The following is a 22648-nucleotide window of genomic DNA, read 5'->3' as shown; positions in this document are numbered from 1 at the left end:
TCGCAGCGGCACTTACACGCTCAAATACGGAAGCGGTGGGATTTGAACCCACGAGGGAAGGTTTACTCCCCTACCTCCTTAGCAGGGAGGCGCTTTCGACCACTCAGCCACGCTTCCAAGAACAAGAAGAAGTTCTTTGTTAGTTTAGCAGACACTCGGCAGAGACTTGAGCGAACCGCAAGACTTTTTCCCAACGCTTCGGTGAAGTCTTAAAAACCTACGGCACAGGGCTTGGCTTTAGCTGGGGCCAAAGGTAGACCAACCCCGAGACCAGGGTGAGCACCACTGCCAGCCAAAATAGAACCTGAGCCGGTACCTCCCACAGAGGCGGCAGGGGCGCGATCAAAAGCGCGATCGCCGCGATCTGCACCACGGTCTTGGCTTTACCCCACAGATTCGCCCCCGGTACAGCCCCTCCCTGTAGGGCCGGACTCACCCGCCAGCCCGCGATCGTGATCTCCCGCGCCACAATCAAAAAAACACCCCAGGCGGGCACCTGATCTAGCTCAATGAGCATCAGCAGGGGGGCTAACACCAGCAATTTATCGACTAAGGGGTCCAAAAATTTGCCCAGATCCGTCACCTGGTCGAGCCTGCGCGCCAGGTAGCCATCGAGCCAGTCGGTGCCTGCGGCCACCACAAAAATCCCGGCGGCCCACCAGCGCTGGACCGGGGTAGGAGCCTGAAGCAGCACCAGCAGCAGAGGAACGCCAAGGAGCCGGGAGACGGTGATCCAGGTGGGAATGTTCATAACATTTTGGATTTTGGATTTTGGATTTTGGATTTTAGATTTGGGGAGGATTGGGCAGCGTCTAGCGCTTTTCCATCAAAGGTCTTTTTGACCTAAAGTTCCTCTTCCCCAAGGAGAGAACTTGAGCGCTCTATCCCTTGACTTTGCCAAACCGGCGATCGCGCTGCTGGTAAGCATAGATAGCCTGGTGAAACTCCGAGGTGTCAAAGTCGGGCCACAGGGTATCGGTGACGTAAATTTCGGCGTAGGCCAGCTGCCAAAGCAAAAAATTGCTGATCCTCATTTCGCCGCTGGTGCGAATCAGCAGGTCAGGATCGCTGATTTCAGCCGTGTAGAGGTGGCGGCTAAACAACTCTTCGTCAATGGCGCTGGGGTCGATTTCGCCCTTCTGCACCTGAATCGCTATGGATTGACAGGCCTGCACGATCTCCTGCCGCCCGCCGTAGTTGGTTGCCACCGTAAACTCAATGCCGTGGTTGTCCTGGGTTTGGGTTACCGCCTGGTGAATCTCCCCCTGTAATGATCGGGGCAGCGCCGCCAGATTGCCCACAAACCGAATGCGGACGTTTTCCTCCATCATTTCCAGCAGTTCCTGGCGCAGCACTCGCTCAAACAGCGCCATCAAAAAGTCGACCTCCTCAACGGGGCGTCCCCAGTTTTCGGTCGAAAAGGCGTAGGCCGTCAACGCCCCAATGCCCCAGTCACGGCAGCAGCGCAGCAGCGTTTTGAGCGTATCAACTCCCCGGCGATGGCCCATAATGCGCGGCAGCCCCCGCCGCTTAGCCCAGCGCCCGTTACCGTCCATAATGACCGCTACGTGCTGCGGCAGGCGATCGGGCTTGAGGTCGGCGGGCAGGGCGTAGCGAACGACAGGCTTGGTGGTCATTTTTTCTCTCGGGGGGACGATGAGGGCAGACGAAACAAGCGCAGCAGGTAGGTAATGCCAAGGCTGCCCAGCCGTCGACCAAGGCTTCTGAGCTGGGGAGCTACCGCCTCGCGATCTACCGATTTTGAAAATTTAGATCGCAGAATACTGCGCAGACGACTGCTGGTCAGAGGCCGATCTAGAATACCGCCTTCCGCCAAAGAAATAGAGCCTGTTTCTTCTGATACCACAACACAGAGACAATGCTCCACCCGCTCTGTAATCCCCATTGCCGCCCGGTGGCGAGTGCCCAGCTGCCGCGAAGCCACCCGCTCAGAAATGGGCAAAATCACCCCCGCCGCCGCAATCCGTGAGCCGCGCACCAGCATGGCCCCATCGTGGAGCAGGGTGCTGGTTTGAAAAATGGTTTGGATCAGCTCCTTAGACACCTCCGCGTTGATGCGCACCCCAGGCACCGTAAAGTCGCGCTCGTCAATAGGCTTATCGGTTTCCAAAATCAACAGCGCCCCGGTGCGGTTTTGGGAGAGTTCCTTCACCGCATCGACGATCTCGTCGATCACGTTGTCGGGCTGGGGCATGGCCTCGCGGGAGGGACTGAGCAACTCCCACACTCGCCCCTGGCCAAGCAGCTCCAGCAGCCGCCGAAACTCTCCCTGGAGCATAAACGCCATGGCCACCGCTGAGCCGATCACCAGCTTATCGAGCACAAAGCCCAGCAGCGCCAGGCCCAAAAACTTGCTCAGAGCCGCTGCCAGCATCAAAAAAATCAGCCCCCGCACCATCCACAGCGTGCGACGCTCGCCAATAATCACCAGCACTACATAGCTGAGCAGCAGTACTAGCGCAATGTCCAGCGCCTGAAGCACAAACCTAACCTGGTCAAGGTTTGTTAGCCATTGCTCCCAGAGGTAGTTCATGCAGCGTTAGAGGATGGTGCCTGAGCGGCTGTGCGATAGGGTGACCCGATCAGCCCCCTGGCAAAACCTTGTCCAAGGCTAGCAACGGTTACTGGCTTAAGTAGACTTGGCCTGGGGGCGCAGAGTTTCGGGTAGACAGTCCTGACGAAGCAGATCGGTCACGGTTTCCCGGCGAATAATAAGAGCGGCGTTGCCCTCAGCCACCAGCACCGCCGCAGGCCGAGGCACCCGGTTGTAGTTTGACGCCATGCTGTAATTGTAGGCACCCGTGCCGGCAATGGTCACGACATCGCTGCTCTTCAACTCGGGCAGAGCCGCGTCCTTAATTAGAATATCTCCTGACTCGCAGTGCTTACCGGCCAGGGTAATAGTTTCAGCAAAGGGGGCGGTCATCCGGTTGGCGACCAGCGCCCGGTACACTGACTGATAGGTAATCGGCCGTGGGTTATCAGACATGCCGCCGTCCACGGAGGCATAGGTGCGCAGCCCAGGGATCGTTTTCTGGCTACCCACCCGGTAGGCGGTCATGCAGGCGGAGCCGATCAGCGATCGCCCCGGTTCGCACAGCAGGCGCGGCAGGGGAATACCCCTGGCGTTGCAGGCGGCCACAACGCTCTCGCACACGGTCTTGACCCAGGTGTCGATGCTCGGCGGGTCGTCCGCTTCGGTGTAGCGAATGCCTAAGCCGCCGCCCACATCCAATTCGGTTAGCGTCAGCCCGTAACGCTGGGCCGTGACCACCCACTGGGCCATGACGCCGCCCAGGTCGGTGTGGGGGGTGAGTTCAAAAATTTGTGAGCCAATGTGGGCATGGACCCCCAGGCAGTGGAGCTGGGGCTGGTCAGACAAAAATTGAAATACCGCCTCAATCTGGTCGGGGTCGAAGCCGAACTTGCTGTCCAGGTGGCCAGTGCGGATGTATTCGTGGGTGTGGCACTCGATACCGGGGGTAACCCGCAGCAGAACAGGGACCGTTTTGCCTTGCTGGGTCGCCATTTCACCCAGCGTCTTGAGCTCTAGCCAGTTGTCGACCACGATGCGGCAGCCGACTTCCACCGCCAGAGCCAGCTCTTCACCAGATTTGTTGTTGCCGTGAAAATAGATCGCCTCGGGAAGGGCTCCGGCCTCAGTGGCGGTTACCAGTTCGCCGGCTGACACCACATCAATGCCCAATCCTTCATCTGACACAATGGCGCACACGGCCATGCAGCTCCAGGCTTTAGAGGCGTAGAGCACCAGGGCTTCGCCTGGGTAGTAACGCTCGAATCCCTGGCGATACTGACGGCAAGCGGTGCGCAGGGTGCGATCGTCCAAGATGTACAGTGGCGTGCCAAATCGCTCTACCAGCTCCACCACGTCGCAGCCGCCTATGCTCAGGTGGTCATCGGGGGTGACCACGGCGGTCAGGGGCAGCAGCTGCTGGTTGGGGGATAGCTCTTCCGGGGGGCGGGTGGGAGGTAGATATTGGCGGCTATCGGTCGTGGATGCCGGTACAGGAGAAGTCGAAACCATAGACATTGCGCTCACAAAAACGAAAGAGGGGCAGATGAGGTTTGGGTCAGGTGTAATTTGAATCAGTGAACCAGCCGCGACTTTATGACAGGTAACTTTGTGGCAGGTAATGGCCTCCCAGTGGTCTAACGCTTTCGTGGTCCAGCGCTTTTAGAGAGGCTGCCTTAAAGGCCATCCCGTTGCGCCCCAGCCCTCAGTGTACAATTAAGGGCTGTGCCGGTTTTCAGCCAATTTGCTTTTTTGCCGTGGGCTATCTTTTTTGCCAGGTTCCTTGCCTTGACGATATCGCAGCCCTGGTGGCGCTCGATCGGCGATCGCTGGGGGGGCTTTGGTCGGCGGAGGGCTACAGGCGCGAGATAGAAAGCCCCAACAGCTGCTTACTGATGCTGGTAGATAGCCCCAGCGCCAGTGGTCTCAATGCTAACGGGGGAGAGGAGAGCAATCTATCGATGGTTTCGATGGCCGATCTCCAGCATGCTTCGGACCCAGAGTCGCCTGACCCTAGAGAACCAGCTGACTACGCTGATGGCGAGGCGTCTGAGGCCCCTAGCGTACTGGGGTTGGGGTGCTACTGGGCGATTTTAGACGAGGCTCACATTACCGTGCTGGCGGTCGATCCGCGCTACCAGCGGCGAGGCCTGGGCAAGTGGCTGCTGATCAACTTGCTGGCGAATGCCCGCGCCGAGAGATCCGCAGGGAAAGACGCGATCGCCCTCACCCGCGCAACCTTAGAGGTCCGTCCCTCCAACAGCCGGGCCCTGACCCTTTACGAAAGCTTTGGGTTTGAGACCCTGGGCCGCCGCCGCCGCTACTATGCCGATGGCGAAGATGCCCTGATTTTGTGGCAAAATTCCCTCAAAACCACTGAATTTGGGGATCGACTGCGACAGCTATCCAGTGCGGCTACTGACCGTCTTGAGCGTCAAGGGTGGCAGATCGGGAATAAAAAATTGCCCGCGAACCGAACCTGAAACCGAACCTTTAAAGTTGAGAAAATTTACATTTTCCCCAATCTCAACCTATTGACAATGGGCGATCCCGAGCTATTTTTCCGGTTTTAGGAGCGCCCTAACTAAGCGCGGTAAACCGGCTGTTTGGTAGGGCACAACTGACAAAAATTGCTGTGCTAGAATTTGCCTATCCGGCACGCACCAGGTAATTAATACCATCATGTTTGAACGCTTCACAGAAAAAGCAATCAAGGTCATCATGCTGGCGCAGGAGGAAGCTCGTCGGTTAGGCCACAACTTTGTGGGCACCGAGCAAATTCTCCTGGGGTTAATTGGGGAAGGCACGGGCGTAGCCGCCAAGGTCTTGAAGTCGATGGGCGTCAACCTCAAGGACGCGCGCATTGAAGTCGAAAAGATCATTGGTCGTGGCTCCGGTTTTGTCGCCGTTGAAATTCCTTTTACCCCCCGAGCCAAGCGTGTGCTTGAACTCTCCCTGGAAGAGGCCCGTCAGCTTGGCCACAACTACATTGGCACCGAGCACCTGCTCCTGGGACTGATCCGCGAAGGCGAGGGGGTCGCGGCCCGCGTTCTCGAAAATCTGGGGGTTGACCTCTCGAAGGTGCGCACTCAGGTAATTCGCATGCTGGGTGAAACTGCCGAGGTCTCTGCTGGGGGTGGTCAAGGCCGCACCAAAACTCCCACCCTCGACGAGTTTGGCTCTAACCTGACCCAGATGGCCGCCGATGGCAAGCTCGATCCGGTGGTGGGTCGCCAGAAAGAAATTGAGCGCGTCATCCAGATCCTGGGTCGGCGCACCAAAAACAACCCGGTGCTGATTGGCGAGCCCGGCGTGGGTAAAACCGCGATCGCGGAGGGCTTGGCCCAGCGCATTGGCAACGGCGACGTGCCCGACATTCTCGAAGACCGCCGCGTGGTCACCCTCGACATCGGCCTGCTGGTGGCCGGTACTAAGTACCGGGGCGAGTTTGAAGAGCGCCTGAAGAAAATCATGGATGAAATCCGCTCTGCCGGAAACGTCATCCTGGTGATCGACGAAGTTCACACCCTGATCGGGGCGGGGGCCGCCGAGGGCGCGATCGACGCCGCCAACATTCTCAAGCCTGCCCTGGCTCGGGGTGAATTGCAGTGCATCGGGGCTACCACCCTAGATGAGTACCGCAAGCACATCGAGCGCGATGCCGCCCTGGAGCGCCGCTTCCAGCCGGTGATGGTGGGCGAGCCCAGTGTGGATGAAACGATTGAGATTCTCCACGGCCTGCGCGATCGCTACGAGCAGCACCACAAGCTGAAGATCGCCGACGAAGCCCTGGAGGCCGCCGCCAAGCTCTCCGATCGCTACATTGCCGATCGCTTCCTGCCCGACAAGGCCATCGACCTGATCGACGAGGCAGGTTCTCGCGTTCGTCTGATCAACTCCCAGCTGCCTCCGGCGGCGAAGGAACTCGATCGCGAGCTGCGCCAGGTGCTCAAGGACAAGGACAACGCCGTGCGCTCCCAGGACTTTGACAAGGCCGGGGAACTGCGCGATCGCGAGATGGAAATCAAGGCCGAGATTCGGGCGATCGCCCAAAACAAAGCCACCGAAGACGCTGGCGGTGAAGACCAACCCGTGGTGGGCGAAGAAGATATCGCCCACATCGTCGCCTCCTGGACTGGGGTGCCGGTGAGCAAGCTCACCGAGTCCGAGTCTGAGAAGCTGATGCACATGGAAGACACCCTGCACCAGCGCCTGATTGGTCAAGACGAGGCGGTGAAGGCTATCTCTCGTGCTATTCGTCGCGCTCGAGTAGGGCTCAAAAACCCCAACCGACCCATTGCGAGCTTTGTCTTCTCTGGCCCCACCGGGGTTGGTAAAACAGAGCTAGCCAAGTCTCTGGCGGCCTACTTCTTCGGTTCCGAAGATTCCATGATTCGCCTGGATATGTCCGAGTTCATGGAGCGCCACACGGTCTCCAAGCTGATCGGCTCGCCGCCGGGCTACGTGGGCTACAACGAGGGCGGACAGCTGACCGAAGCGGTACGCCGTCGCCCCTACACCGTGGTGCTGTTCGACGAGATCGAGAAGGCCCACCCCGATGTCTTCAACATGCTGCTGCAAATTTTAGAAGACGGTCGCTTAACCGATGCCAAGGGTCGCACGGTGGACTTCAAGAACACCCTGCTGATCATGACCTCCAACATTGGCTCCAAGGTGATTGAGAAGGGTGGCGGCGGCCTCGGCTTCGAGTTTGAGCAAGACCAGGCCGAGTCGCAGTACAACCGCATCCGCTCTCTGGTCAATGAAGAACTCAAGCAGTACTTCCGGCCTGAGTTCCTCAACCGCCTCGACGAAATCATCGTCTTCCGCCAGCTCACCAAGGACGAGGTCAAGGAGATCTCCGACATCCTGCTCAAAGAGGTATTCGCTCGACTCACCGAGAAGAATATTCACCTCCAGGTCACCGAGCGCTTCAAGGAGCGTTTGGTGGAAGAGGGCTACAATCCCAGCTATGGGGCACGGCCACTGCGTCGAGCCATCATGCGCCTGCTGGAAGACACCCTGGCCGAGGAGATTCTCTCCGGTCGCCTGAGCGATGGCGACACCGCCACCGTCGATGTCGACGACACCGGCAAGGTCACCATCCAGGCCGAGCAGCGGCGTGAGCTAATCTCTGCGGAGAGCTAATTGACGCTTCCATGGGTTGGGCCTGCGCAAGTAGCTCCCAGCGGAGCTAATCTTTGCTAGGTTGTATCTCGTTTACCCAACCCACCGCTCAATAATCTGTTGCTAAAATGCTGTTCCCTGGTTGGGGACAGCATTTTACTTTTTACCCCTGAAGGTCATGCGGGGGGTTGCCCAGAGCGGCTATGCTGGCAACACGATTTGAGAGGTTTCACCATGGGCGATGCCACCAACTGCGAGAAACTGGCGGTAGTGTTTAATCGGGCTAGCCAGCAGGGCAAAGGTGCCTTTTGTAGAATGCTCTGGGGCAATCAGCCCGAAACCGTTCAGGTTCAGCTCAAACCCCTGCTCAGCGCTGCAACCATAGATGCCCTGAGCGCCGAAGATTAGGGTTTCTAGCCAAGCTTGTTCCAGCTAGATACTCCTCTGGGGTTTCGCCGAGACAGGCCCGGTGGGCTAAGGTCATGCCCTTGAGGAGGAGGTTTTCTGGCATGGAATACCCCCGGCTTTCCCCCATTGCGCGGCTCCCCTGCTAAAGTCGATAGGCGGGTTTGATACAGGACAGATGCAAACCGCCGCTATAAAAGCACAGCTACAGGAGCACAGTCATGGATCAGTGGCAGCAGGGGGAGACCATTGATTTGGCCATTACTGACCTGAGCAGCAGTGGGGATGGCCTGGGTCGATGGCAGGAGCGAGTCGTGTTTGTGCCTGATACGGTACCCGGTGACACCGTGCGGGCGCGACTGGTACAGGCTAAGCCTACCTTTGGCAGGGCCAAAGTGCGGCAGCTGCTCTCCCCCTCTCCCGATCGCGTTCGAGCGGCCTGCATTGTGGCTGACAAGTGCGGCGGCTGCCAGTGGCAGTCGGTGAGATACCCGGCTCAGCTGGTGGCTAAACAGCAGCAGGTTACCGATGCCCTCACCCGTATCGGTGGCTTTGAGGCTCCTACGGTGTTGCCAATCTTGGCGGCGGACGCTCCTTTGGGCTATCGCAACAAGGCCACCTATCCCCTGGGGCGATCGCCCGAAGGTCAGGTCAAGGCGGGCTACTTTCGCCAGGGCAGCCACAAGCTGGTCAACCTCAACCAGTGCCCGGTGCAGGACGAGCGGCTGAACCCAATGCTGGCTGAGGTCAAGCGCGACATTCAGGACCGGGGCTGGTCAATCTATAACGAGACCAAGCACCAGGGGCGGCTGCGCCACCTGGCCCTGCGAATCGGGCGTCGCACTGGCCAGCAGCTGCTGACCTTAGTCTCAACGGCGCCTAACCTAAAGGATATCGAGCTGCAAGCTCAGGAGTGGCGCGATCGCTACCCTGAGCTGGTGGGGGTATGCGTCAACCTCAACCCCGATAAAACCAACGCCATCTTTGGTGCTGAGACTCTGGCTATCGATGGAGTGCCCTACATCGAGGAGATCTTCGCCGGGCTGCGGTTTTACATCCACGCCACCACATTCTTTCAGGTCAATACCGAGCAGGCCGAGCAGATCCTACAGATCATTGTGGACGAGCTACAGCTTAGCGGCAGCGAAACCCTGATCGACGCCTATTGTGGCGTCGGCACGCTGACTCTGCCCCTAGCCCAAAAGGCTAAGCGCTGCCTGGGCCTGGAGGTCCAGCCTGAAGCCGTAGCCCAGGGCCTGGCCAACGCTGGCCTCAATGGCATTGACAATGTGGAGTTTCGCGCTGGGGATGTGGGTGAGCTACTGCCCCTGGCTGCCGCTAGCCTCGCTGATGCAGTGGACATTGTGGTGCTCGATCCGCCCCGAAAGGGCTGCGATCGCACCGTGCTCGATGCTCTAATTGAGCTTCACCCGCCCCGCATCGTCTATATGAGTTGTGATCCCGCTACCCTGGCCCGAGACTTGAAAGTTCTGCGGGAGGAGGGTGGCTACACCCTGGCTAAAGCTCAGCCCGCCGACTTCTTCCCCCAAACTCCCCACGTCGAATGCGTCGCATTTCTGGTAGCGTAAAAGCCAGATTGATTTTAAGGCGTTTCTCCCAGCTCCTATGAAGTTCAGCACCATTGCCGACAAAGTTCAAGTTACCTCGGCCTCCAGTCTGACGGCAAACCCCGCCCATGACCCCGATATTGCTGGGGTAGCTGCCGTCGACCAGGCTTCGATGGGCATGCTGAGCTATATCGAAGGGGAGAAGTTCGCCGCTTTTGTGGCCAAAACCCAGGCCAGCGCCTTAATTTTGCCTCAAAATCCATCCTTGCAGGCCCAGGCCACTGAGCGGGGCCTGGCCTGGCTCAGCGCCCCCGATCCCCGGCTCGCCTTTGCCCGCGCCATTGCTCTGTTTTACGCCCCCTACCGACCAGAGCCCGGCATTCACCCCACCGCCGTCATTGATCCCACGGCCTCAATCGGCGAACAGGCGGCCATTGGCGCAAATGCAGTGATTCAGGCCGGGGCGCATCTGGGGAATGAAGTTTGCGTTCACCCCAACGTCGTGATCTATCCCGGCGCTCGGATAGGCGATCGCACCGTACTGCACGCCAACTGCGTGATTCACGAGCAGGCGCAGATTGGCTCTGATTGCACCATTCACAGCGGGGCCGTAATTGGGGCCGAGGGTTTTGGCTTTGTGCCCACCCCCCAGGGCTGGGAAAAAATGGAGCAGTCCGGGATAGTGATTATCGAAGACGGGGTCCGGGTGGGCAGCAACACAACCATCGATCGCCCAGCCGTAGGCTATACCCGCATTGGGCGCGGCACCAAACTCGACAACCTGGTGCATATTGCCCACGGCTGTCAGGTCGGAGAGGGGGTGGCAATGGCGGCCCAGGTCGGTATGGCTGGCGGCGTTATCGTCGGAAACAGGGTAATTTTGGCGGGCCAGGTGGGTATTGCCAACCAGGCAAAGATCGGCGACGGGGCGATCGCCACTGCTAAAACTGGCATTCACGGCGATGTTGCCCCAGGCGAAATTGTCGCTGGAACACCAGCCTTACCCCACAAGGTATTCCTCAAAGCTTCAGCCGTCTATCGTCGTCTGCCAGATATGTACAAGACCCTTCAGCGGCTACAAAAGCATTTGTCCTAGGGCGTGTCATCAATTCTTGCTACGATCCTTATCCCATAGGCATTGCCACGCCCGACCCAAAAAACAGGCTAGGGGCTGTAACTGCTGACTCTTAGACCATTGGCGATTAATTGATGACAGCCCCTAGAAAAGCTGCACTGCGCCTGGAGAGAATCTAGTGAGCCAGAGCCTCTAGAGCCTGTCAGGCCAGATTTTTACCCTATTAAATCTACCCCATGGCTACCGATCCCCAAGAGTTAGCTAATATTCAGCAAGAGCTACGCCTCAGTCGTCCATTCACGCTGGCCGACGCGATTGGCCAAGAAGCGGGCAATTTCATGAAAGGGGAATCTCCCATTCCCCGACTGGTGCAGGCCAAGCACGCCGCCCAGCAGGTGTTGAAGGAGTCGCTACACGATGGGCCCGGTGCTCTTCACCGGGTACTCGACCGCTGGCTCTCCGACGATGAAACTCGCCTCAGTCGCCATCTGGACGACCCCTCCAAAGCAGTAAAAGACCTGCTGACGGCAATCTTGCGATCGCCCGAAACCTTCTACGAACTTGTGCGCCAGGCCGACGTCGTCTGGGGACAAATTTACGACAGCCGCCCCCATTTTCAGCAGCCAGGACAGCCGCCCCACCCGGACGATGAATATACCCACGAGTCGGTGAGAGACACCTTAGAGACCTGTCTCTATGACTTAATCAACCCTCCCTCGCCAGAGCCAACCAATCAAGAGGATACCTCAGCCATATCATTGCCCGACAGCGTAGGACGCCCTGTCGCCTAGGGCGTGTCATCAATTCTCGCTACAATCCCTATCCCATAGGCGTTGCCACGCCCGACCCCAAAAAAACAGGCTAGGGGCTGTAACCACTGATTCTTAGGCCGTTGGCAATTAATTGATGACAGCCCCTAGGTCAAAAAGCATAAAAAACGCTGTCGCTAAATACAACAGCGCTTGCAAGCACTATGGAAGCTGCCAAACGGACACCGCCAGCTACGGGAGCTTAAACAGTAAAGTCTGGGTCAATGCCACGCCATACCGCCACGAGGCGGCCTTGAACATCCACCAGATCTGCCGGGAACTCCATGACCGGATAGTTGGGGTTGGCGGGTTTCAGCTGCACCTGGTTACCCTGGCGATGAAAAGACTTTAGGGTGGTGCCACTTTCAACCCGAGCCGCGACGATAGTGCCCTCCCGAATGCCCTGAGGATCTTTCACGGGGCGCATAATGACCACGTCCCCATCCTGAATCATGGCCTCGATCATGCTGTCACCGGTAACCTTCAAAGCATAGTCACCAGACTGAATCGGCAGCCCGTTGAGATCGAGTCGCTCTACGCTGTCGGTAAAAGCCTCGTTGACGAAACCAGCGGCAATAGTCCCTAAGATAGGCACTCCCCTAACATCATCCCGGACACGGATGGTGCGGGCTTTACCCTCGCTCCATTCGATGTATCCCTTGTTTTTAAGGTGCTCTAGGCGGCTTTGAATGGGGGCGGGAGAGCGCAAATTCATAGCCCGCATCATCTGGCGAATAGATGGGGAATGCTGATTGGCTCTAATGTAATCTATCAGCCAGTCATAGAGTTCCTGTTGGGCAGTTGTTAGGGATTCCATAGGGTTTAGCCACAGCATCAACGTTATTTCATGGAACAAGTGTACCAACTGAAAGGGAATCTGTCCACACAGCCGTCAATATTGATTGCAGCGGCCTAATTCTATCTTTGAGAAAAAAATAAAAAGGACAACCTTCATGGTCGCCCTTTCTATCGTCAACAGCTTTCTGAGGTTTAGCCCTAGCGGATGTATTCCTTCAAAATACTATTGCGGTTGGGGTGGCGCAGTTTGCGTAGGGCTTTGGCTTCAATTTGGCGAATGCGTTCGCGAGTAACGTTGAAAATCTGGCCGATTTCCTCAAGGGTTTTCATACGGCCATCGTCGAGACCGTATCGCAGGCGCAGCACATCGCGCTCACGAGGGCTAAGGGTACCCAACACGCTTTCGAGATCTTCTCGCAACAGGCTCTTTGACACCTGGTCTTCGGGGGTCTCGCCGTCAGACTCGATGAAGTCCCCCAGCCGAGAATCTTCTTCTTTGCCAATAGGGGTTTCAAGGGAGATGGGCAGCTGGGCCGACTTGGCAATAAACCGCAGCTTCTCGATGGTCATTTCCATCCGAGTAGCGATTTCTTCTTCGGTAGGCTTGCGGCCTAGCTCCTGGGAGAGCAGTTTGGTGGTTTTCTTGATGCGAGAAATAGTTTCGTAAAGGTGCACCGGCAGTCGAATGGTGCGCGACTGATCGGCGATCGCCCGCGTAATGGCCTGTCGAATCCACCAGGTCGCATAGGTAGAGAACTTGTAGCCCTTCTCGTGGTCGAACTTTTCCGCGGCGCGAATCAAGCCTAGGCTTCCTTCTTGGATCAGATCCTGGAAGGAAAGACCGCGGTTCATATACTTCTTGGCGATGGATACCACCAGACGCAGATTGGACTGCACCATCTTGTCCTTGGCGCGACGGCCAATATGAAGGCGATGGCGGAAGCTAGCCAGGCTATAGGTTTCGCCTTCGTCCTTGCCAACGGCCTCGGCCCACTCAGCATCGTAGGGATCTCGCTCAAGGGCATCCCCTAATTCATCGTAGATGCGCTCTAACTTGAGCAGATCGGCAATTTTTCGGGCCAGCTCAATTTCTTCTTCGGCTCGCAGTAGACGGATACGACCAATCTCTTGCAGGTAAAGCCGGATCGAGTCTTCGGTATAGTGGCGCTTCTTGGTCTGAGTACGGCGGCGGGTTACTTTCCCCTTAGGCGCTTTGTCGTCGGCGCCGGCCTCGTCATCTTGAGCAACAAAATTCTCGTCGCCATCGTTATCGTTACCGTCGATCAGTAGATCGAGCTCAGTATCAGGGTCGATGGTGCCGAGCAGATGATTTGCTTGGGTCATGCCGCGATCCTCGTGCTCCTTAAGGTTGAAAGACAAAGACTTTGATCAGATTAACAGCTCTCTAAGATAGATGCCCACAGTTCCGAAAAAGTGCAGATCTATTTTTTGGAGATCGGATGGTATGCGCTTAGGTGTCCAAAGTACCAATCTCGAGCTGATGGCCTTGGCTCGCCGTTACCTCTACCAGGAGGAATACATTAGCGGAGCTGAGGCCTCTCAATTTTAACTGCAATATTAGGCGATGCACCACCCCAACTTTTGAGAGGACTCTCCTAATCGGCTGAAAGGCTTAACTTCAGGGCAAAGTAGCTCAGAAAAACCGGATTGGAATAAGCTGGAAAGTCAGAGATATAGAACAAGCTAACTACTTTTTTGACTGTCTTGACGTGGCTATGGATAGGAAAGAGGAGTGGATTTTGCCGTGGCTACCTACAGTAATTTGGTCCTGTGCTGATCTCTGGTCGTTGTCAGGATAGCTACACAAGACCAGTCATTTTGTGACAAAACCCTTACATATTTTGGGTGGCAAGTGATAAAACCCAGTAGATTCCCCGGTGACTGAGTTAAAGAGTTTTATCTGCCCAGAAGTTTGGATCCGGAAATCCCCCTGAATTTATGTTTTTAGGGCAAGCCAAAGGCTTTGTTCAGCTAATGCCTGGCTAGATACCGCTGCCGTCGAGAAATTCTTCAATCACTCGATCTTGTAGGCGGCAGTGAACTCCGCTGGATGGCATAGCTCCAACTAAGACTGGTTTAGAACGGGCCTGTCCCAGGGCTTGCACCTCTTTTTCTAAGGATTCAATGCGATCTACCAGAGCGCGAATGACCTGGGCCTCGGAATCGGGTAGGCTACCGTGTTCGAGGGGGTCGACTCTCTCTCCAGCGCGGTAGACGACGCGCCCGGGCACTCCGACGACCGTGCAGTCAGAGGGAACCTCTCGCAGCACGACAGAACCAGCCCCAATGCGTACATTGTGACCCACGTAGATATTGCCCAGGACCTTTGCCCCGGCCCCCACTACAACGTTGTCACCCAGGGTAGGGTGGCGCTTGCCGATTTCCTTGCCAGTACCGCCGAGGGTGACGCCTTGATAAATGAGGGCGTAGTCGCCAACAATGGCGGTTTCCCCAATCACGACTCCCATACCGTGATCGATGAAAACGGCCCGGCCAATGGTGGCCCCAGGGTGAATTTCAATGCCTGTTAGAAACCGAGCCAGATGAGAAATGAGTCGGGGCACGATTGGCAGGCCAAGGTTCCACAGCCAGTGGCTAAATCGGTGCATGACCAGGGCATGAAAGCCCGGATAGCAGGTCAGCACCTCTAGCCAGCTGCGGGCCGCTGGATCACGCTCGAAGACGATGCGAAAGTCGGCAAGCAGAGTTTTGAGCACGGTAGTGGGGTTAATGGCAGTCTTATCATCCTAGCGTGGGCTTGCCCTCGACCAACACCCCCTCGCTTACCCGGAATTGTGGACAAAATTATGGGCTGACGCTGAGGGAATAGCTATAGCGTTGTCCCTGGCTATGGGATCCTACCCAAATACGATAGGTGCCCGCTGCCCAGCCCTGATCTTGAATCAGGGCATCGGGATTGCGGCGGTCAATGTCTTCGCCGCAGCGCACGGTGTCGTCGTTGGGGCCCTGCACCAGTAGGCTAGTGTCATTGCCGTTGCTGTTGACCCGGAGCGTGAGGGAGGCGATGTCTTGCGACAAAACCATGATGTGATCGGGGTTGGTATCGGCAAAGCCGGTGCAGATGTTGCCGTTGCGATCGCGCCCAGCTATGCTAGACAGCGCAAAAATAGCGTTTGTGGAGCCGCTGACGTTAGCGGTAGGCGCGGCTTCGGACAGGGTGAACGACTCAAAATTAGCCTGCTGGGCCAGGCCAGGCAGGGCCGCTATGCCGCCCATGACTAGCCCTACCGTTAAGGTCATGATCCCTCTCAGTTGATTTTTGATGGCCATGCCCAGTCTCCTACGGTTCAACTCCATGGTGCTGGGTAACGGGCGCGATCGCCAGCCAGAATAGACAGAAGGTTAAACTGTCTCCAGCAAAACCGGCCAATGCGCAGTTTGTATCTAGTAGTGGCTCCAGGGATGCCCCAAAAATGGAACTTTTGATGTTGACAATCTGTGTCATAGCGGCCTGGTCCATGGCTACCTTGGTCAACAGCTTGCCTCACCTGGGGCAGCTGTTGGTACCTTCGCCCTGGCTGCTGGGAGGGATAGCCCTAATCGTAACTACCTGGCTGATGCGTGAGTAGCGGCCCTGGACCTGAGGTCTGGTTCAACAGCCTCAAGCGTCAGACATAGATTCGTAGATTTCAGGGATCTAGACATCCTTAAATCTCAGTAGTGCCGTAGAGTTCGGGGACCTCTCGGGCTGGGGGCAGTGACTTGGCATCACGGGTTTCAATGTACCCCGTGTAGTAGGCACCAGGCTCTATTTCTAAAGCGCCAGCCACCACATCACCTTCCAGTCGAGCGGTGCGGCTGAGGGTGAGCTTCCCCTCGGCAAAGACCCGGGCTTTAAGCACTCCCTGCACCACAATATTTTGGGCTCTTACCTCAGGCCCCTCGATTAACCCAGTGGAAGAGATCTCAAGATCGCCTTTGATATCTACAGTGCCGTGGATAACACCGTCTACCCGCAGCATTCCTTCGGCGTGGATGACGCCCTCAAACTCAGTTTTTTGACTTAGATAAGTCAATAGCGGAGCCGACTTACGTTTGAACATCAGAATTGCCCTCATAACTCCAGAGAACAGCACCCTAAGCAATGGCCTGAACCAGCAATGGCCTGAGTGAGATGGACCCTACAGAGACCGCAGCTGCTAATCCGGCAGCCCAGCTATGTAACTAAATCTTAAAAGACAATGGCTTCGGCTCGGCCAATGATCTGCTAACTGGTCGAATTTTTCTCATCCTGAGGGAGGGTGGGCACCACTGGTTGCCCTAGCTAGAATTTAAATCAGAAGAAACTTGGAAGAAATGCTCCTTATCTAAAAAGGATAGGGATCAATATAAATAGACGATAAAACTAGTTGAATTGATCCCTATCTCGCTTCGTTTTTTTCGTTTCGACTCTTAAAAGCATTGTTTAACTCCAGCAAACGAGGACGGGAGGTTTTCTCTCAGCGATCGCCGCGACGAGTTCGACAGCTCACCCCGTTCGGTACCGTCTCGTTTTGATTTCACCCATAACAAACTCCTCAAGGAAAACCACCATGACTGCTATTGACGTTCGCCTTCACTTTGAGCAAGCCGTCGAGGCCTTTGAATCAGTTGATGTAGACTGCAAGATTGCCGTGCTCTGGCAAATCTACGACACTCTGGGTCAGGCCTTTGCGGCCATTGCGCCGGTAGCCCTCTTCTCCCAGGCGGTACAGCAGCTGCTCAGCCAAATTCAGCAGGTCGATCGCACCGACCAGGCGGCAATCCTGCGGGATATCCTGGTTGGGGCCGATACCCGCTTCACCCAGGTTTATCAGGATCTCAACATCAACATGAAGCTGGCCTTCTGGCACCGACTGTTTCACCTGATGCCCGCCAGTCGTCTGTCCCTGAGCACCTGCCAAAACGGCCCCGCCGCGACCCAGGCGCTGCTGGCCCGTCTAGACAGCATGGGGCTTAACGAGCGTCTCCACTTTTTGCGCCGCGTTGTGCAGTAGGCCCAGGTCAGGCCCTGAATAATTTTTCTCCTGCCGGCGGCGGCATTGTTTTGCTGGGTTGGGGGGCGATCGCCCCAGGCAGATGTAGGCCGAGCATGGGAAGGCCCTCGGCGCGGGTTGTTGACGGTAAAGTGAAGGCTACAGGCCCTTAGCCTGCCCTTTAGCCTGACTGTCTACTGCCGTCGATTCGCGCCCCGCCATGCCCAGTATTGATGTCAACCAGCTCAGCAAGCGCTACCCCGTGGCCGTAAAGGCTACGGGGTTAAAGGGTACTCTGCGCCATTTTCTGCGCCGCCAGTACCAGATGGTAGAGGCGGTGCGGGACATATCGTTTCGCATTGAACCGGGGGAAATTGTAGGGTTTTTGGGGCCTAACGGAGCGGGTAAAACCACCACGCTCAAGATGTTGACTGGGCTAATTCACCCCTCCAGCGGCACGGTGCGGGTCGGCGGCCAGGTGCCCTTTCAGCGGCGGGCCGAATTTCTACAGGACATCACGCTGGTGATGGGGCAGAAACAGCAGCTGCTGTGGGATTTGCCGGCCCTTGACTCACTGCGCATCAATGCAGCCATCTACGGCCTCTCCGATAAAGAATTTCACTACCGCATTGACGAGTTGACCGAAATGCTTGCCCTCCAGGGCAAGCTCAACCAGCCGGTGCGCAAGCTTTCTCTGGGCGAACGCATGAAGGCCGAAATGATGGCGGCCCTGCTGCACCGTCCCCAGGTGTTGTTCCTCGACGAGCCCACCCTGGGGTTAGACGTTAACGCCCAGGTGGCGGTGCGGGAATTTTTGCAGGACTACAATCGTCGCTACCAGGCTACTATTTTGCTGACCAGCCACTACATGGCCGATATTACTGCCCTGTGCCGCCGCGTACTGCTGATCTACCAGGGCCAGCTGATCTACGACGGCAGCCTGGAGGGACTGCTCGATCGCTTTGCCCCTTACCGGGAAGTGACTGTCGAGCTGTCTACCTCTTGCGATGCCGCCATCCTCAGCCGCTATGGCGAGCTGGAATCGCTGGAGGGCTGTACCGCCCGGCTGATTGTGCGCCGCGAAGCGCTCACCCAAGCGGTGAGCCAGCTGCTGGGAGATTTAGATGTGCAGGATTTGACTGTCAGCGATCCGCCAGTGGAGGAGGTGATTGGGCGGGTGTTTGCGGCGGGGGAAGCGAGTGGGGAGGTGAGGAAGGTTGGGAGGTAAGGAAGATAGGGAGGTGTATAGCAATAGTCACGTTGGTTAGGGCATTCAGAAACCCTAGGAACGTTCAAACGTTTGAACGTTCCTGGGAGATCATGTCTTAACCAGACTGGCTACAGCTATGTGACCTGCTGGAGGTGGGGTGGCACGTGAAGAGCTGAAACCTAGGGATGGGAATAAAGTTCAGTCTGAATTGCCCACCCAAGCTCGACGGGCGTCAGCTCGGGATGTACAGGCCACAAACCTGAACCCTAGACGCGAAGACCAAAGTAGGTAAGGACGAGCTCTTCGGTGCCGGTGTTGGCGACTTCGTGATGCTCGCCGGGTTCTACGGCAATGCAGGTCCCCGGGGTGAGGGAATGGGCCTGGTGGTTTACGGTGATAGTGCCCTGGCCGGATTCGACAAAAAAGACCTCGGCCATGTCGCCGTGGCTGTGGCCTTTAGCAACTTGCCCCGGGGCAAAGCGAGCCTGGGAAAAATTGGTCAGGTGGGGCAAATCCTGCGATCGCAGCAGCACCCGCTTTTTAATCGCCGGGTTGTGGGAGACAGCCTCTTCGGAAACCTGGCCCAGGTGCGTGATCTTCATGCTAAAACAGCTCGCACTGGCCGTGGTGGCGCAGCAGGTGGTCGCACAGCACCAGGGCCACCATGGCCTCGACCATGGGCACGGCGCGGGGCAGCACGCAGGGATCGTGGCGGCCCCGCGCGGCCAGTACGGTGGCTTCGCCCGTGTTGGTGACGGTGTTTTGGGGTTTGCGAATGGTGGCGGTGGGCTTGAAGGCCACGCGGATGATCACGTTTTCTCCGTTGCTAATGCCGCCCTGGGTGCCGCCGGAGCGGTTGGTGCGGGTGCGCAGGGTGCCGCTTTCGTCGGTGTAGAACTCGTCGTTGTGCTGGCTGCCGGTGAGCAAGGTGCCCGCAAACCCGGAGCCAATTTCAAACCCCTTGCTAGCGGGGAGCGACATGACCCCCTTGGCCAGGTCGGCCTCCAGTTTGTCGAAAACGGGGGAACCCAGGCCGACGCGAACGCCTCGGGCCACGCATTCCACCACGCCGCCGATGGAGTCACCCTGGTCGCGGATGGCCTCAATGCGGTCGATCATGCGCTGGGCGGCTTCGGCGTCGGGGCAGCGGACGATGTTGCCCTCGACCTGCTCTAGGGTAACGGTGTTGGGGTCGACGGTGCCCTCCAGATCCTGAATGCGCTTGACATAGCCAATGATCTCGGTGCCCGCCACCTGCTGGAGAAGCTTTTTGGCGATCGCCCCCGCCGCCACCCGCCCAATGGTCTCTCGGGCTGAGGATCGCCCGCCCCCCTGGTAGTTGCGCAGACCGTACTTGGCGTCGTAGGTGGCATCGGCATGGGACGGCCGATAGGTGGTCACCATCTCGCTGTAGTCCTGGGGGCGGGTGTTCTCGTTGCGCACCAGGATCGAGATCGGGGTGCCCAGGGTTTGGCCCTGAAACACCCCGGAGAGAATTTCGCAGCGATCGCTTTCCTTGCGGGGAGTCGTGATTTTGCTCTGGCCAGGGCGGCGGCGATCTAGCTCGGCCTGAATCTCTTCGGCGGAGATAGCCAGACGAGGTGGACAGCCGTCTATGACCACCCCCACCCCACCGCCGTGGGATTCGCCAAAGGTAGTGATGCGGAACAGGTGCCCAAAGGTGTTGCCCATAGATTCGGTAATGCCAGTGCTGGCCCAGGTACGTTTACCGATCCTACTATGCCAAGTCCAGCTCAGGATCTGGGGTTTCCCCGCCAAAAAACCTCCACGGCTGAACTTGGATTGGGCTTATTTTGTTTCCTCAAGCTTCAAATAATAGCGAGGGTTCACGGGCTGGCCGTTGCGGTAGACGCCGTAGTGGAGATGCGGGCCAGACGAACGGCCGGTGTTGCCCAGATAGCCCACCACATCGCCTCGCTCGACGCGATCGCCGATTTTGACCGCTAGCTTCGACATGTGGGCGTAGAGGGTTTCGTAGTTGTAGCCGTGATCAATTCTCACATGGTTGCCGAAACCGCCGTTGTAATCGGCCTGGACCACGACCCCTTCAGCAGTGGCCAGAATAGGTTTGCCTACCGGGCCAGAAAAATCGAGTCCCTCGTGCATTTCGTAGCCGCGGGCGCCAAAAGGGTTGGGGCGTAGGCCAAACTCCGAAGAGACAGAGAGCTTTCCCGCCAGGGGTTGGCCGCTGGGAAAGGCCGCCGCCTGCTCGGCCTCAGACTCCAGGGTTTCCTCCAGGGCAGGCTTAACTGCGATCGAGAGCATCTTCTCCACCCTCGGCAGCTGCCGACGGGCCTCTTCAAACATGATTTCAGCGGGGGCAGCCTCAGAGATCCCGCCCCGGGGTGGAATCTTGTGCTCATCGCCGGGAATGCGGGTGCTCTCGACCCGTCCATCGGGTAGCCCCGCCCGATTTTTAAGCACCTCGATTTCAGTACCAATGGCGTCTAGCTCGGTGAGCACCTCGCTGGCGGTTTCGGATAAATCTTGGTTTTGCTGGGCCAACCGTACGTTCTGGTGCAGCAGCATGCCAATCCAGGCGAGGGGAAGCCCAACCAGCAGTCCAACACCAGCCAGCAGCGTCACCGGGCGCAGCCGCAGCGTAATCGGTGCCTTGCCGGTTGCCGTAATCAGCACGGTGTAGGGCTTGACTTGAAGACGGGCCATGGCAGCACAGATGATGGAGGAACGGGCGTAAAACTGACCCTCAGACCAACATGGATTATACGGGGATCATCGCATTTGCACAATTTCGAAGGCCGTTTGCAGCACAGGGCTGAGGCCAGAGTTGGGCCGTCGCTCCGGGGCGGTATCCGCTGCGGGAATATCGCAGGCTACATACCACCCAAATCGCTGGGCCGAACCACCGATTTTGCCACTGTAAAGAATCCGTTACACTGGTATAGACCGCTCTACAAAACCCCTGCCCATGGACGTGACCTGGCTCGACAGTAATTCTTGGCTGCTGACCGTCGGGGGTCAGCGTATTTTGGTGGATCCCTGGCTAGTGGGCGAGCTGGTGTTTGGACAGCAGACCTGGCTGTTTAGGGGTGAGCACCCCCAACCCCAGCCGCTGCCTGAGGCTATCGATCTGATCTTGTTGAGCCAGGGACTAGAGGATCACGCCCATCCGCCTACCCTAAAGTCGCTAGATCGATCTATTCCGGTGGTGGGCTCAGCCAGCGCGGCTAAGGTGGCCGAGGGCCTTGGCTATAGCCAGGTCATCGGCCTAGACCATGGCGAGACCTTCACTCTCAACGGGCTGGTGACGATTAAGGCGGTGCCGGGTGCCCCGATTGGCCCCACCCTGATCGAAAATGGCTACATCCTGCGCGACGGCACAACCGGCATCTCGCTGTTTTATGAGCCCCACGGCTTTCACCGCCCAGAACTCAAACAAGAAGGGCCGGTGGATGTGGTGATCACCCCGGTGCTAGATCTGACACTGCCGCTGGTGGGGCCAATTATTCGCGGGCAAAAGGGTGCGCTGGAACTGGTGGACTGGCTTCAGCCCCAGGTGGTGCTGCCTACCGCCGATGCGGGAGAAGTGACCTATAGCGGGGTGCTGGTTAACTGGCTCAAGGCCAGGGGCAATCCCCAAATGCTACAGGATGCGATCGCCCGGAAAGGCATGACGACTCAAGTCCTCAGCCCCGAAGTAGGGCAGCGCATTGCCCTCGACTTATCCCCCCGTGAGGCGGCGGCAGCGACGTGATGGTCCCCGGCTATCTGCCTGATTGGGGATCGCGGGCTACCCACTTAATACCGTCTTCAGGTAACCTTCTTTTAAGGTTAGTCAACTTTTAAGAAGGATCTCTAACAATGCCTTACACCACCGAAGACGGCGGTCGCCTGAATAATTTTGCCAGTGAACCCAAGATGTATGAGGCTGAGCCGCCGACTGCGTCTCAAAAGCGCACCTATTTTATTTTGGGCGGCCTGGCGCTGGCGCTGATCGCTGGGCTAATGGTGGTAGCGGTATCGGTTTCATAATCTGGTTTGCCCCTTGACCTGTTACGTCAGCGAGGAATTAGGCGATCTGAAGCAGCTGTGTGAGCTGTTTTAGGGCTTTTTATCATGGCGC

The 22648-nt window shown here is 57.4% G+C and carries 22 protein-coding genes and 1 tRNA gene; 10 read left to right on the top strand and 13 right to left on the bottom strand.

The features are described from left to right. Window positions 1-27 precede the first annotated feature (27 nt). The 5 genes from LEPTO7104_RS0120615 to lysA all read right to left on the bottom strand — a co-directional run bounded on the left by LEPTO7104_RS0120615 (window position 28) and on the right by lysA (window position 4066). A tRNA-Ser gene (locus LEPTO7104_RS0120615) sits at window positions 28-117 on the bottom strand. Window positions 118-217: 100 nt separating this feature from the next. Further along, window positions 218-751 (bottom strand): CDP-diacylglycerol--glycerol-3-phosphate 3-phosphatidyltransferase, encoded by a 534-nt coding sequence (gene pgsA / locus LEPTO7104_RS0120610; RefSeq protein WP_017300486.1) that lies wholly within the window; start codon window positions 749-751, stop codon window positions 218-220. Between the two features lie 130 nt (window positions 752-881). Beyond that, the gene (locus LEPTO7104_RS0120605; protein WP_017300485.1) at window positions 882-1637 is read right to left on the bottom strand and encodes an isoprenyl transferase; all 756 of its coding nucleotides are present in this window, start codon (window positions 1635-1637) and stop codon (window positions 882-884) included. Further along, a complete protein-coding gene (cdaA, locus tag LEPTO7104_RS0120600; protein ID WP_017300484.1) occupies window positions 1634-2554 on the bottom strand; it encodes a diadenylate cyclase CdaA in 921 nt (306 codons plus the stop codon). Before cdaA ends, LEPTO7104_RS0120605 begins: the two co-directional genes overlap by 4 nt. 96 nt (window positions 2555-2650) lie before the next feature. Continuing rightward, window positions 2651-4066, bottom strand: a complete 1416-nt coding sequence (gene lysA, locus LEPTO7104_RS0120595; protein WP_026072904.1) for a diaminopimelate decarboxylase — start codon at window positions 4064-4066, stop codon at window positions 2651-2653. A 245-nt stretch (window positions 4067-4311) separates the two neighbouring features. Here lysA and LEPTO7104_RS0120590 point away from each other — a divergent pair, with 245 nt between their 5' ends. The 6 genes from LEPTO7104_RS0120590 (at window position 4312) to LEPTO7104_RS0120565 (ending at window position 11520) form a co-directional block, all read left to right on the top strand. After that, a complete protein-coding gene (locus LEPTO7104_RS0120590) occupies window positions 4312-5037 on the top strand; it encodes a GNAT family N-acetyltransferase (RefSeq protein WP_026072903.1) in 726 nt (241 codons plus the stop codon). Between the two features lie 199 nt (window positions 5038-5236). Continuing rightward, on the top strand, window positions 5237-7702 hold the full coding sequence (locus tag LEPTO7104_RS0120585; RefSeq protein ID WP_017300481.1) for an ATP-dependent Clp protease ATP-binding subunit: 2466 nt from the start codon (window positions 5237-5239) through the stop codon (window positions 7700-7702). A 213-nt stretch (window positions 7703-7915) separates the two neighbouring features. After that, window positions 7916-8089 (top strand): hypothetical protein, encoded by a 174-nt coding sequence (locus tag LEPTO7104_RS40290; protein WP_017300480.1) that lies wholly within the window; start codon window positions 7916-7918, stop codon window positions 8087-8089. Window positions 8090-8307: 218 nt separating this feature from the next. Further along, complete coding sequence (gene rlmD / locus LEPTO7104_RS0120575) at window positions 8308-9675, top strand: 23S rRNA (uracil(1939)-C(5))-methyltransferase RlmD (protein WP_017300479.1); 1368 nt, start codon at window positions 8308-8310, stop codon at window positions 9673-9675. Between the two features lie 37 nt (window positions 9676-9712). Next, window positions 9713-10750 carry a UDP-3-O-(3-hydroxymyristoyl)glucosamine N-acyltransferase gene (gene lpxD / locus LEPTO7104_RS0120570; RefSeq protein ID WP_017300478.1) on the top strand — a complete coding sequence of 346 codons (1038 nt, stop codon included), beginning with the start codon at window positions 9713-9715 and terminating at the stop codon, window positions 10748-10750. Window positions 10751-10965: 215 nt separating this feature from the next. Next, window positions 10966-11520: a hypothetical protein gene (locus LEPTO7104_RS0120565; RefSeq protein ID WP_017300477.1), complete on the top strand. Its 555-nt coding sequence runs from the start codon at window positions 10966-10968 to the stop codon at window positions 11518-11520. Window positions 11521-11740: 220 nt separating this feature from the next. Here the strand turns inward: LEPTO7104_RS0120565 and lexA are convergent, their stop codons facing one another. From lexA to LEPTO7104_RS0120525, 5 genes are all read right to left on the bottom strand, one after another. Continuing rightward, complete coding sequence (gene lexA, locus LEPTO7104_RS0120560; protein ID WP_026072902.1) at window positions 11741-12355, bottom strand: transcriptional repressor LexA; 615 nt, start codon at window positions 12353-12355, stop codon at window positions 11741-11743. Between the two features lie 179 nt (window positions 12356-12534). Beyond that, complete coding sequence (rpoD, locus tag LEPTO7104_RS0120555; protein ID WP_017300475.1) at window positions 12535-13680, bottom strand: RNA polymerase sigma factor RpoD; 1146 nt, start codon at window positions 13678-13680, stop codon at window positions 12535-12537. A gap of 659 nt (window positions 13681-14339) precedes the next feature. After that, a complete protein-coding gene (gene cysE / locus LEPTO7104_RS0120545; protein ID WP_017300473.1) occupies window positions 14340-15074 on the bottom strand; it encodes a serine O-acetyltransferase in 735 nt (244 codons plus the stop codon). 88 nt (window positions 15075-15162) lie between these two features. Continuing rightward, window positions 15163-15618: a hypothetical protein gene (locus LEPTO7104_RS0120540; RefSeq protein ID WP_026072901.1), complete on the bottom strand. Its 456-nt coding sequence runs from the start codon at window positions 15616-15618 to the stop codon at window positions 15163-15165. 407 nt (window positions 15619-16025) lie between these two features. Next, complete coding sequence (locus LEPTO7104_RS0120525) at window positions 16026-16421, bottom strand: bactofilin family protein (protein ID WP_040697135.1); 396 nt, start codon at window positions 16419-16421, stop codon at window positions 16026-16028. Window positions 16422-16910: 489 nt separating this feature from the next. Here LEPTO7104_RS0120525 and LEPTO7104_RS0120520 point away from each other — a divergent pair, with 489 nt between their 5' ends. Beyond that, a complete protein-coding gene (locus LEPTO7104_RS0120520; RefSeq protein WP_017300468.1) occupies window positions 16911-17354 on the top strand; it encodes an orange carotenoid protein N-terminal domain-containing protein in 444 nt (147 codons plus the stop codon). Window positions 17355-17553: 199 nt separating this feature from the next. Next, window positions 17554-18561, top strand: coding sequence for an ABC transporter ATP-binding protein (locus LEPTO7104_RS0120515; RefSeq protein ID WP_017300467.1), 1008 nt, complete (start codon window positions 17554-17556; stop codon window positions 18559-18561). Window positions 18562-18809: 248 nt separating this feature from the next. Here the strand turns inward: LEPTO7104_RS0120515 and LEPTO7104_RS0120510 are convergent, their stop codons facing one another. The 3 genes from LEPTO7104_RS0120510 to LEPTO7104_RS0120500 all read right to left on the bottom strand — a co-directional run bounded on the left by LEPTO7104_RS0120510 (window position 18810) and on the right by LEPTO7104_RS0120500 (window position 21231). Then, window positions 18810-19145 carry a cupin domain-containing protein gene (locus LEPTO7104_RS0120510; RefSeq protein ID WP_017300466.1) on the bottom strand — a complete coding sequence of 112 codons (336 nt, stop codon included), beginning with the start codon at window positions 19143-19145 and terminating at the stop codon, window positions 18810-18812. Window position 19146: 1 nt separating this feature from the next. Beyond that, window positions 19147-20235, bottom strand: a complete 1089-nt coding sequence (gene aroC, locus LEPTO7104_RS0120505) for a chorismate synthase (protein ID WP_017300465.1) — start codon at window positions 20233-20235, stop codon at window positions 19147-19149. Window positions 20236-20352: 117 nt separating this feature from the next. Further along, window positions 20353-21231, bottom strand: coding sequence for a M23 family metallopeptidase (locus LEPTO7104_RS0120500; RefSeq protein ID WP_017300464.1), 879 nt, complete (start codon window positions 21229-21231; stop codon window positions 20353-20355). A gap of 262 nt (window positions 21232-21493) precedes the next feature. Here LEPTO7104_RS0120500 and LEPTO7104_RS0120495 point away from each other — a divergent pair, with 262 nt between their 5' ends. Both LEPTO7104_RS0120495 and psb34 read left to right on the top strand, forming a co-directional pair. After that, entirely contained in the window at window positions 21494-22279 is a 786-nt protein-coding gene (locus LEPTO7104_RS0120495) for an MBL fold metallo-hydrolase (protein WP_017300463.1), read from the top strand. 107 nt (window positions 22280-22386) lie between these two features. Then, window positions 22387-22557, top strand: a complete 171-nt coding sequence (psb34, locus tag LEPTO7104_RS40285; RefSeq protein ID WP_017300462.1) for a photosystem II assembly protein Psb34 — start codon at window positions 22387-22389, stop codon at window positions 22555-22557. Window positions 22558-22648 lie beyond the last annotated feature (91 nt).

This window comes from Nodosilinea nodulosa PCC 7104, from assembly GCF_000309385.1.
GTDB classification, from domain to species: Bacteria; Cyanobacteriota; Cyanobacteriia; order Phormidesmidales; family Phormidesmidaceae; genus Nodosilinea; species Nodosilinea nodulosa.
The sequence above is the reverse complement of the archived record's forward strand: the minus strand, read 5'-3'. Positions and strand labels throughout refer to the sequence as shown.